The sequence below is a fragment of the Kitasatospora sp. MBT63 genome (genome assembly GCF_000710465.2).
Lineage (GTDB): Bacteria > Actinomycetota > Actinomycetes > Streptomycetales > Streptomycetaceae > Kitasatospora.
In genome coordinates this window covers 1-9,637 of the sequence record NZ_JAIZ01000458.1, presented here as the reverse complement: position 1 = coordinate 9,637, position 9,637 = coordinate 1, and the positions used below count along the sequence as shown (strand labels likewise).

9 protein-coding genes are annotated in these 9,637 nt (G+C 75.1%); 4 read left to right on the top strand and 5 right to left on the bottom strand.

From position 1 onward, the window contains the following. The coding region (locus AA75_RS45965) for an AMP-binding protein (protein WP_033822428.1) at window positions 1-846 on the bottom strand (846 nt) is incomplete at its 3' end. Between the two features lie 209 nt (window positions 847-1,055). Next, the gene (locus tag AA75_RS24725; RefSeq protein WP_033822427.1) at window positions 1,056-2,465 is read right to left on the bottom strand and encodes an MFS transporter; all 1,410 of its coding nucleotides are present in this window, start codon (window positions 2,463-2,465) and stop codon (window positions 1,056-1,058) included. Between the two features lie 237 nt (window positions 2,466-2,702). On the opposite strand from AA75_RS24725, the gene AA75_RS24720 reads away from it, so the two are divergent. Then, a complete protein-coding gene (locus tag AA75_RS24720) occupies window positions 2,703-3,272 on the top strand; it encodes a TetR/AcrR family transcriptional regulator (protein WP_033822426.1) in 570 nt (189 codons plus the stop codon). Window positions 3,273-3,303: 31 nt separating this feature from the next. Here the strand turns inward: AA75_RS24720 and AA75_RS24715 are convergent, their stop codons facing one another. Further along, window positions 3,304-4,191 (bottom strand): prohibitin family protein, encoded by an 888-nt coding sequence (locus AA75_RS24715; protein WP_033822425.1) that lies wholly within the window; start codon window positions 4,189-4,191, stop codon window positions 3,304-3,306. 134 nt (window positions 4,192-4,325) lie between these two features. On the opposite strand from AA75_RS24715, the gene AA75_RS47845 reads away from it, so the two are divergent. Together AA75_RS47845 and AA75_RS24705 are read left to right on the top strand one after the other, a co-directional pair. Next, window positions 4,326-4,622, top strand: a complete 297-nt coding sequence (locus AA75_RS47845) for a hypothetical protein (RefSeq protein WP_033822424.1) — start codon at window positions 4,326-4,328, stop codon at window positions 4,620-4,622. Further along, a complete protein-coding gene (locus tag AA75_RS24705) occupies window positions 4,619-5,389 on the top strand; it encodes an MBL fold metallo-hydrolase (protein WP_033822423.1) in 771 nt (256 codons plus the stop codon). The genes AA75_RS47845 and AA75_RS24705 overlap by 4 nt, the downstream gene beginning before the upstream one ends. 15 nt (window positions 5,390-5,404) lie before the next feature. Here the strand turns inward: AA75_RS24705 and AA75_RS24700 are convergent, their stop codons facing one another. Beyond that, the gene (locus AA75_RS24700; RefSeq protein ID WP_051813246.1) at window positions 5,405-6,748 is read right to left on the bottom strand and encodes an NAD(P)/FAD-dependent oxidoreductase; all 1,344 of its coding nucleotides are present in this window, start codon (window positions 6,746-6,748) and stop codon (window positions 5,405-5,407) included. Window positions 6,749-6,866: 118 nt separating this feature from the next. Further along, window positions 6,867-7,748: an RNA polymerase sigma factor SigJ gene (gene sigJ, locus AA75_RS24695; protein ID WP_033822435.1), complete on the bottom strand. Its 882-nt coding sequence runs from the start codon at window positions 7,746-7,748 to the stop codon at window positions 6,867-6,869. Between the two features lie 230 nt (window positions 7,749-7,978). Here sigJ and AA75_RS24690 point away from each other — a divergent pair. After that, on the top strand, window positions 7,979-9,637 hold a 1,659-nt coding region (locus AA75_RS24690), incomplete at its 3' end, for a type I polyketide synthase (RefSeq protein ID WP_233289175.1).

The following is a 9,637-nucleotide window of genomic DNA, read 5'->3' as shown; positions in this document are numbered from 1 at the left end:
GTGTGCGGCGACCGCCTCGGCCAGCTGCTCGGGGGTGGCCCGTTCCAGCAGCAGGCTGGCCGCGCCGGCGCGGAGCGGGAAGACCAGCAGCCCGCCGAGGCCGAAGGTGAAGCCGAGCGGCGGGGTGCCCGCGAAGAGGTCGTCGGGGCCGGGCCGCAGGATGTGCCGGGAGAAGGTGTCGGCGTTGGCCAGCACGTCGCGGTGGAAGTGCAGGGTGGCCTTGGGTCGGCCGGTGGTGCCGGAGGTGAAGGCGATCAGGGCGACGTCGTCGGCGGCGGTGTCGACGGCGGTGAAGCGCCCGCTCTTGGCGGCGCAGCGCGCGGTCAGGTCCTCGGGCCCGGGCCCGCCGTACGGGAGGATCCGGGTGCCGGGGAGCCCGGCGGCGGTGGCCTCGTCGAGGTAGCGGTGGTCGCAGAGGGCGACGACGGGGGCACTGATCCCGTGCAGGGCGGCGAGTTCGGGTGCGCGCAGCAGCGGCATGGTGGTGACGACGACCGCGCCGGCTTTCAGGACGCCCAGCCAGCAGGCGGCCAGCCAGGGGTTGTTGGGGCCGCGCAGCAGGACCCGGTTGCCGGGGACCAGGCCCAGGTCCTCGGTGAGGACCTGGGCCACCTGGTCGGCGCGGCGGCGGAGTTCGCCGTAGGTCCAGTGGTCGGCGGGGGTGAGCAGGCAGCGGCGGTCGGGGCCGTGGCGGTCGACGGTGTCGTCGAGCAGGACCTTGGCGCAGTTGAGGCGTGCCGGGTAGGCCAGCTCCGGGAGGTCGAACACGAGCTCGGGCCACTGCTCGGGCGGCGGGAGCCGGTCGCGGCAGAACGTGTCGACATGGGCGGAACGGGTCAGCTCCACGGGCGGCACCTCATTCGGCTCAGCAGGGAGTGAGGCAAGTATGCCGCGCCGGTGACGACAGTCAATGGTTCGGGATAGCCGGGCCGCGCCGGAGCGGCCCGCGGTCCGCGGAACTCACCCTGCGCCACCCAATCGCGCCCGGCAACCGGGGCGTTGGCCCGGCCACCGCGGCGGCCGACCGCCCGGCCCAGCCAGTTCAGCGCCCCCGTTCAGCCCCCGGCGGGCCGGTTGCGGACGAACAGGAGCGCGGTGGCGGCGGCCGCCAGCGCACCCACCGCGGGGATCAGCACCGCGGTGTGCAGCGCCCCGGCGAAGGACCCGGCGGCGGCGCCGCCCGTCAGCACCGTGCCGGTGATGCTCGACCCGAGCGTGCCGCCGACCTGGCGGAACAGGTTGACCGTGCCGCCGGCCATGCCGCCGTCCGAGTGCGGGACGCTGACCACGGCCGCCGCGGTGCTCGGCGGCAGCAGAAGGCCGGCGCCGGTGCCGAACAGGGCCATCCACCCGCCGACCACCAGGGTGGGCGTGGTGGCGCTCTGGCCGGTCATCAGCAGGGTGCCGGCGGCGGCGAGCAGCGCACCGGCCGCCAGCGTGGCGCGGAAGCCGAACCGCCGCACGGCCCGGCTGGACAGCGGGCTGGCCAGCACGTACGAGGCCATCAGCCAGAGCATCAGGACGCCGGTGGCGAGGATCGACTCGTGCCGGACCCGTTCGAAGTAGAGCACCTGGACGAACGCGACCGCCACGAAGCCGTACTGGGCGATGAAGGCGATCAGGTTGGCCGCGCTGAAGGAGCGTACGGCGAACAGCCGCAGGTTCAGCATGGGGGTGCGGGTGCGGATCTCGACCGCGATGAAGGCGGCCAGCGCCGCTGCCGCGAGCAGGGCCGCTCCGAGCGCCTTCGGCTGCCCGTAGCCGCCGTGGCCGCCCTCGATCACGGTGTAGTTGAGCGCGCCGATGGCGACCACGGCGAGGACCAGGCCCGGCGGGTCGAGGTGCCGTCCGGGGCTGCGGCTCTCGGTGACCAGGAACGGGGTGAGCAGCAGGACGGCGGCGCCGAGCACCACGTCGACCAGGAAGACCGCGTGCCAGGAGTGGTGCTGCAGGATCAGGCCGGCCGCGAGCGGGCCGACGGCCAGGCCGACGCCGGAGACGGCGACCCAGATGCCGACCGCCGAGGTGCGCCGGTGGGGGTCGGGGAAGGCGTGGGTGACCAGGGCGAGGCTGTTGGGCAGGACCATGGCGCCGCCGACGCCCATGACCGCCTGTCCGAGGATGACCCCGGTCGCCCCGGAGGAGAGGAAGACCGAAAGGCTGCCGGCCGCGAGCAGTGCGGCGCCCGCGGCGAAGGTCCGGCGGCGGCCGATGATGTCGCCGACCGTACCGGCGGACAGGACCAGGCTGGCGAGCACCATCGAGTAAATGCTGGCGACCCAGACCAGCGCGGACCCGGACAGCCCGAGGTCCTGCTGGATCGGGGCCAGCACGGTGGTGATCTGGGTGATGTTGACGAACATCACCAGCTGGCCGAGGCAGACGACCACGAAGCCGGCCCGGCGTCCGGCCGTCCGGGCCGGTGGCGGGGCCAACGCGACGGCGGGATTCGCGAGCTTGGTCATGGATGGTCCTTTCGAAAGGGTTCCCGATGCCGGGGATGCGAGCCCCGGGACGGGGTGGATCGGCACAACACGGCTGGCAGCAAGGCTGGTTCACCGCAGGGCACCCGATGGTCCCGGCTTTTCAGGAACGCTAACACCGAATGGAAACCGATCGGTACCGCAGAAAGTTGTGACCCGGCTCACGGCGCGAAATGGGCACCGTTTCACATCGGGGATAACGGTCGGTACCATGGACCCATGGCCAACCAACCGGCGACGACCCACGGGCCCCGCGAGCGGATCCTCGCCGCGGCGTCGGCCCTCTTCTACCGGCACGGCATCAACGCCACCGGGATCGGCGAGGTGGTGGAGGTCGCGGGCGTCTCGAAGCGGACCCTCTACCAGCAGTTCGAGAGCAAGGACGAGCTGGTCGCCGCGTACCTGCGGCGGATGACCGAGAGCGGACGGCTGCTCGACCGCCGGCTGGACCGCACCGAACTCGCGCCGGGCGAGCGGCTGGTGGCGCTCTTCGAGCGTCCGGGGGCGGCGTTCCGGGGCTGCCCGATGCACAACGCCTCGGTCGAGCTCACCGAACCCGCGCACCCCGGCCGGGCGGTGATACACGCCTACAAGCAGGGGTTCCTGGACAGACTGGTCGACACCGCGCGCCAGGCCGGCGCGGCGGACCCGGAGGAGCTCGGCCACCGGCTGTTCGTCCTGTTCGAGGGCGCGACCGCGCTGGCGACCTCGATCAACGACCCGGCGGCCTTCGACTACGCGCGGCCGGCCGCCGCGACCCTGGTCGGGCAGGCGCTCACCGCGGAGTGAGCGCACGCCCGGCCCCGGGCGCGGGCCGGGGTCAGCGCTTGGTGCCGTCCACGATCACGGGCGTACCGGTCGAACCGCAGGGGCTGGCGTAGACCGGGTTCTTCTCGGCCGCGGCCTTGAACGCCTCGATGCACTGGCTCATCAGGATCTTGTCGTTCAGCGAGCCCGCGATGGCGGCGTTGGCGGCCGCCGTGCTGTCCGCGTCGATCTTCCGCTTCTCCGCCTCCGCCTTGGCGGTGAGCACCGCGGCCTGGGCCTGGGCGGTCGCCTGGTCCTGCTGGATCTTCTGGTCGATCGCGTGCTGCAGGCTGTCGGAGGGCCGGACGTTGCGCAGGTTGACGGCGGTCACCAGGATGCCGCGCGGGGCCAGCCGGTCGGTGACCAGCTCGGCTATCTCGGCGCCGATCGCCTCCCGCTGCGAGGAGTAGCCCTCGACCCCGGTGTGCTTGGCGAAGACGTTGCGGACGATCTCCCGGCTGTCCGGCAGGACCAGGCCCTGCTGGACCGCGTCCGAGCTGCCCGCCAGCTGGTAGAGCGCCCGGGTGTGCTGCGGGTCGATGGCCCACTTCACCGTCAGGTCGGCGTACAGCACCCCGCCCTCGGAGGAACGGACCTCGACGGTGTCGTTGCCGGTCAGGTTGAGGTCGCGCGGCCGGGTGGAGAAGGCCGTCACCTCGGTCAGCGGGGACTTCAGGTGCAGGCCGGGCTGCCAGGTCCCGCCGACCCGGCCCAGCGTGGTCGGCACGGCCACCTCGTACGGCTCGACCACGTACGCGGCGGTGGACAGGCCGGCCAGCAGCCCGAGGACGGTGAGCAGCGACCCGGTGAGGGTGGCGAAGCGGAAGCCGGCGTTCCCGCGCAGGCGGCGCACGATCAGCGTGAGGCCGGCGGCGAGCAGCAGGAGGGCGAGGTAGAGCATGGTCGGGACTCTCGGTTCTTCGGACGGCAGGACGCCCGAAGCCTAGGAAGCGGCCCGCGCGCCCGAAGATCGATTCGGATGATGTTCACCGGATCGCCAGGTCCGCGCCGGTCGCCCGGCGCCCAGGACGGCCGGTGCCCAGGGAGGGACGGCCTCAGGGCGACCGGGCGGACCGGGCCGCCGACGGCGTCTCCCACGCCTGGGCCGAGGCGCTGGACGCCACCGGCCGGGTCAGGGCCCCCGAACTGCGCTGCGGCGAAGGATTCGCGGTCACCGCCGTGATCGCCGCCGAGACCGCGCTGCGGGTCGCCGCCGGGGCCGAACCGGGTGCCTGGACCCCGGGCGCGCTGCTCGGCGCCGACCTGGTCGAGGCGGCCGGCTGCACCGTCACCCTCGCCGACGCCGACGCCCTGCGGACGGCCGCCCGATGAACGTCTCCCCCGCGACCGCGCTGCCCACCGGGGTGCACCGGCTCGGCGACCGCCACGTCAACTTCCACCTGGTCCAGGACGGCACCGACCTGACCCTGGTCGACGCCGGCCTGCCCGGGCACCGGGCCCGGCTCACCGCCGAGCTGGACCGGCTCGGCCGCTCGGTGCGCGACATCCGGGCCGTCGTGGTCACCCACGGGCACCTCGACCACCTGGGGCCGGCCCGGTGGGTCGCCGTCGAAGCCGGCGCGGAGGTCTGGGTGCACGAGGCGGACGCCCCGATCCTGCGGGCGCCGCTGCGCACCGCCAGGTACTGGAAGCCCGAACGCCCGCTCGCCGCCTACGCGGTGCGCCGCCCGGCCGCCCTCGCCGCGCCGCTGCACCTGGCCCGGCTCGGGGCGCTCGGCACCCGGGCCGTCCCCGAGCCGCGGACCTTCACCGGTGGCGAGCGGCTGGACGTGCCCGGCCGGCCGCAGGTGGTGCACACCCCGGGCCACACGGCGGGCAGTTCGGTGGTGCTGCTGCCGGACCGGTCGGTGGCCTTCACCGGGGACGCGCTGGTCACCGGCGACAGCGTGGGCGGCCGGGTCGGGCCCTGTCTGATCTGCCGGGCCTTCACCCATGACAGCGCGCAGGCGCTCCGCTCGCTGCGGGTGATGTCCGCGCTCGACGCCGGGACCGTGCTCACCGGGCACGGCGAACCGTGGACCGGCGGACTGGCCGCGGCCGCGGCCGCCGAACTCGCCGTCGCCGCGGGCCTGCGCTGAGCGCCCGCCGGGCGCTCACGCCCCGCGCAGCACCGGCCAGAGCACCTTCGGGTGGAACAGCGTGGTCGGCGCCTCGGTGAGGCCCATCACCGCGACGAAGGCGGCACACACCTTTTCGTCGACGGCCGCCCGGGCGATCACCCGGTCCAGGTAGCGGTGCTGGATCCGAACCGCCGCACCCGACGGGCCGCCCTCGGTGGCCGGGAAGCGGACGTCCTCGCTGCTGGACATCAGCCAGGCGTCGGCCGCCGCGGCCGCCACCTTGCGGCGGGCCTCCCGGGCGCCCGCGCGGCCGATGCCGTGGGCCCGGACGGCCTCGCGCAGCGCCCGGGCGCCGAACACGGCGGTGGAGATGCCCTGTCCGTACACCGGGTTGAAGGTGCAGGCCGCGTCGCCCACCGCGACCAGGCCCTCCGGGGCGCTGCGCTCGTAGTGCCGGCGCACCCCGGGCCCCGGGCGGAACCCCCGGACCTCGCCGGCCGGTTCGGCGTCCACCAGAAGGTCGCGCAGGATCGGGTCGCGCAGCGCGTCCAGCGCCGCGGCGAACCCGGCCTCGCCGGGCGCAGGCTCCGCACCGCGCATCCCGCCGACGGTGACCAGCCAGCGCCCGCCCTCGACCGGGAGCAGCACCCCGAACCGCGGCTGGTCCGGCGCCTTGGTCTGCAGGTAGACCGCGGGCTGGTCCGGGTCCGCGCCGGCCGGGCGGTGGAACAGCCGGCTGGAGTAGGCCACCCCGGGGTCGACCCGCTCCTCGGGCGCGGTGGCGAGGCCCGCCGCGGCCAGCCAGCCCGGCATCCCGGAGGAGCGGCCGGCGGCGTCGACCACCAGTTCCGCGGGGAGTTCGGTGACCTCGTCCTCGGCCGCGCCCCTGGCCCGCAGCCGGACGCCGGTGACCGCGGCGCCGTCGTCGAGCACGCCGAGCACCGCGGTGCCCTCGAGGAACTCGATCGAGGGCTCGGTGCGGACCCGTTCCAGTACGGCGTGGTCGAGCACCGGGCGGGTGCAGGAGACGAAGGCCAGGCCCGTGCTGAACCGCGGCATCCAGCCCGCGGAGCTGAGCCAGTTCATGTCGGCGGGCACGTCGACCAGCCGGGCCTGCCGGGCGTCCAGCTCCGCGCCGATGCCGGGGAGCATCTCCTCCAGCGCCCGGCGGCCGCCCTCCAGCAGCAGGTGGGCGTGGTGGCCCTGCGGGGTGCCGGACCGGGCGGCCGGCTGCTCGGGGTAGCGGTCGCGCTCGACCACCACGATCCGGCGGGCCGTGCCGCGCAGCGCCCAGGCCGCCAGCGAACCGGCCAGCCCACCGCCGATCACGACCGCCGTGCCGTACCCGTCCGTACCCGTGTTCCCCGAAGACGCCATGGGGAGAGCCTAGGGGATCCCCGTCACGCTCCGGGAGCGGCCCGGCCGGGCGCACGGACGTCCTGACCGCAGCTCAGGACCTTGCTCGCGCCGGTCCGCGGGCGGTGGTGGCGGCCCGTCAGTCGTCGAGCACGGTCAGGTCGAGCCTGGCGAGCCGCTCCGGGTCGGCCAGGATGTCGATCTGCACGATCAGACCGCCCACCACCGTGAACCCGAGCACCGAGAACGGCTGCCCGCCGGGCGCCGCGACGATCCCCGCCGTGCCGTTGACCAGCGCCGGACGGGCGAACTGCGCGAACCGGTTGAAGGTGAGCGCCTGCGCCGCCACCTCGCGGGAGCCGCGCAGCAGCTTGGAGGCGCCGGCCGCGAGCGTCCCGCCGTCGGCGCGCAGCACCACGTCCGGGTGGAGCACCGCGACCAGGGCTTCGAAGTCGCCGCCGCGGGAGGCCGCGAGGAAGGCGTCCACCACCTCCCGCTGCCGGGTGAGGTCGTCCGGGACGGTGTCGGTGCCCCGGACCCGGCGGCGGGCCCGGCTGGCGAGCTGGCGGGCGGCGGCCGGGGTGCGGTCGACGATCGGCGCGATCTCGTCGAACGGCACGGCGAACATGTCGTGCAGCACGAAGGCCAGCCGCTCGGCGGGCGCCAGCTGTTCCAGCACCACCAGCAGGGCCAGTCCCACCGCGTCGGCGAGCAGCGCCTCGTGCTCGGGGTCGACGCCGTCCGCGCTGCTCAGGATGGGTTCGGGCACGTGGACGTCGAGCGGGTCCTCGCGCCGGGAGGCGCGCGAGCGCAGCATGTCGAGGCAGACCCGGGCCACCACCCTGGTCAGCCAGCCGGACAGGTTCTCGATGCTGTCGCCGTCCGAGCGGTCGAGCCGGAACCAGGCCTCCTGCACGGCGTCGTCGGCCTCGCTGAGCGAGCCGAGCATCCGGTAGGCGACCGCCCGCAGCCGGCCCCGTTCGGCCTCGAAGCGCTCCGCCGCCCAGTCGTGCTCGTCCATCGTCCGCATCCCCTCGTCGTGGTCGGTCACCACCTTGACGTACCGGGCCGCCCGGATGTGACCGCGACGTTCGAAAACCGCCCGTACACGTGCCTTGGCGGGCGGCCGGTCGTTGAGCCGACGAATGGACAGCGTCCACGTCTCGTCGACGGAGCACCCCAGCGCGGGGCTCCGGGCGCCCTGCCCGAGTGATGGATCAGATGAACCAGGGAGTTCGAGAGATGGGCGTTGTGCGCGACAGGCTGGCCGGGCTGGCGGGCGGCGAGCGCGAGGCGTTCCTGTCGGAGCTGGTGGCCGCCGAGGTCAACGCCGTCCTCGGGCACGAGCGGCACCGCCGGGTGGCGGGCTCGGAACCCTGGCGCCGGCTCGGCGTCTACCGGCAGCTGGCGGCCGAGCTGCGGGACCGGCTCGGCTCGCGGACCGGGCTGCGGCTCCCGGCGACCCTGCTGTTCGACTGTCCGACCCCGGACGACGTGACCCGCTACCTGCGGGCCGAGCTGCTCGGCGAACGGGCCGAGGCCGAGGCGCCGCCGGCCGAGGGCGGGGACGGGCCGGACGACCCGGTGGTGGTGGTCGGGATGGCCTGCCGGTACCCGGGCGGGGTGCGCTCCCCCGGTGAGCTGTGGCAGTTGCTGTCCGAGGGCCGGGACGCGGTCGGCCCGTTCCCCGCCAACCGCGGCTGGGACCTGGACGCGCTCTACCACCCGGACCCGGCCCGCTCCGGCACCACGTACGCGCGCGAGGGCGGCTTCGTGCACGACGCGGACGAGTTCGACGCCGGGTTCTTCGGCATCGGCCCGCGCGAGGCGACCGCAATGGACCCGCAGCAGCGGCTGCTGCTGGAGACCTCCTGGGAGGCCGTGGAGCGGGCCGGACTCGACCCGCGCTCGCTGAAGGGCACCCGGTCCGGGGTCTTCGTCGGCATCGCGTACCAGGACTACGGCCCGAGCTGGTACGAGGCGCCCGAGGAGTACGAGGGGCACCTGCTGATGGGCAGTCTGACCAGTGCCGCCTCGGGCCGGATCGCCTACACGCTCGGCCTGGAGGGGCCCGCGCTGACCGTCGACACGGCCTGCTCCTCCTCGCTGGTCGCGCTGCACCTGGCGGTGCGGTCGCTGCAGGCGGGCGAGTGCACGCTGGCGCTGGCGGGCGGCGCCCAGGTGATGGCGACGCCCGGGGTGTTCCTGGAGTTCAGCCGCAAGCGCGGGCTGTCGCCGAGCGGCCGCTGCCGGTCGTTCGGCGACGCGGCCGACGGCACCGGCTGGGCCGAGGGCGCCGGGGTGGTGGTGCTGGAACGGCTCTCCGACGCCCGCCGGCAGGGGCATCCGGTGCTCGCCCGGGTGCGCGGCAGCGCGGTCAACCAGGACGGTGCCAGCAACGGCCTGACCGCGCCCAACGGCCCGGCCCAGCAGCGGATGATCCGGCAGGCCCTGGCCAACGCCCGGCTCGCCGCGCACGAGGTCGACGCGGTGGAGGCGCACGGCACCGGCACCGCGCTCGGCGACCCGATCGAGGCGCAGGCGCTGCTCGCCACCTACGGCCAGGGGCGCCCGCCCGGGCGGCCGCTGCTGCTCGGCTCGATGAAGTCCAACCTCGGGCACAGCAAGGCCGCCGCCGGGATCGGCGGAGTGATCAAGATGGTGCTGGCGCTCCAGCACGGCGTGCTGCCCCGCACCCTGCACGTGGAGGAAACGTCCCGCCGGGTCGACTGGACGGCCGGCGCGGTCGAGGTGCTGACCGAGGCCCGGCCCTGGCCCGCCACCGGCCGCCCCCGCCGGGCGGCGGTCTCCGCCTTCGGGGTGAGCGGCACCAACGCCCACGTGATCCTCGAACAGGCGCCGCCGCCGGCCCGGCTGCCCGCCCAGCCGGCCGCCCGGCCGGCCGAGCGG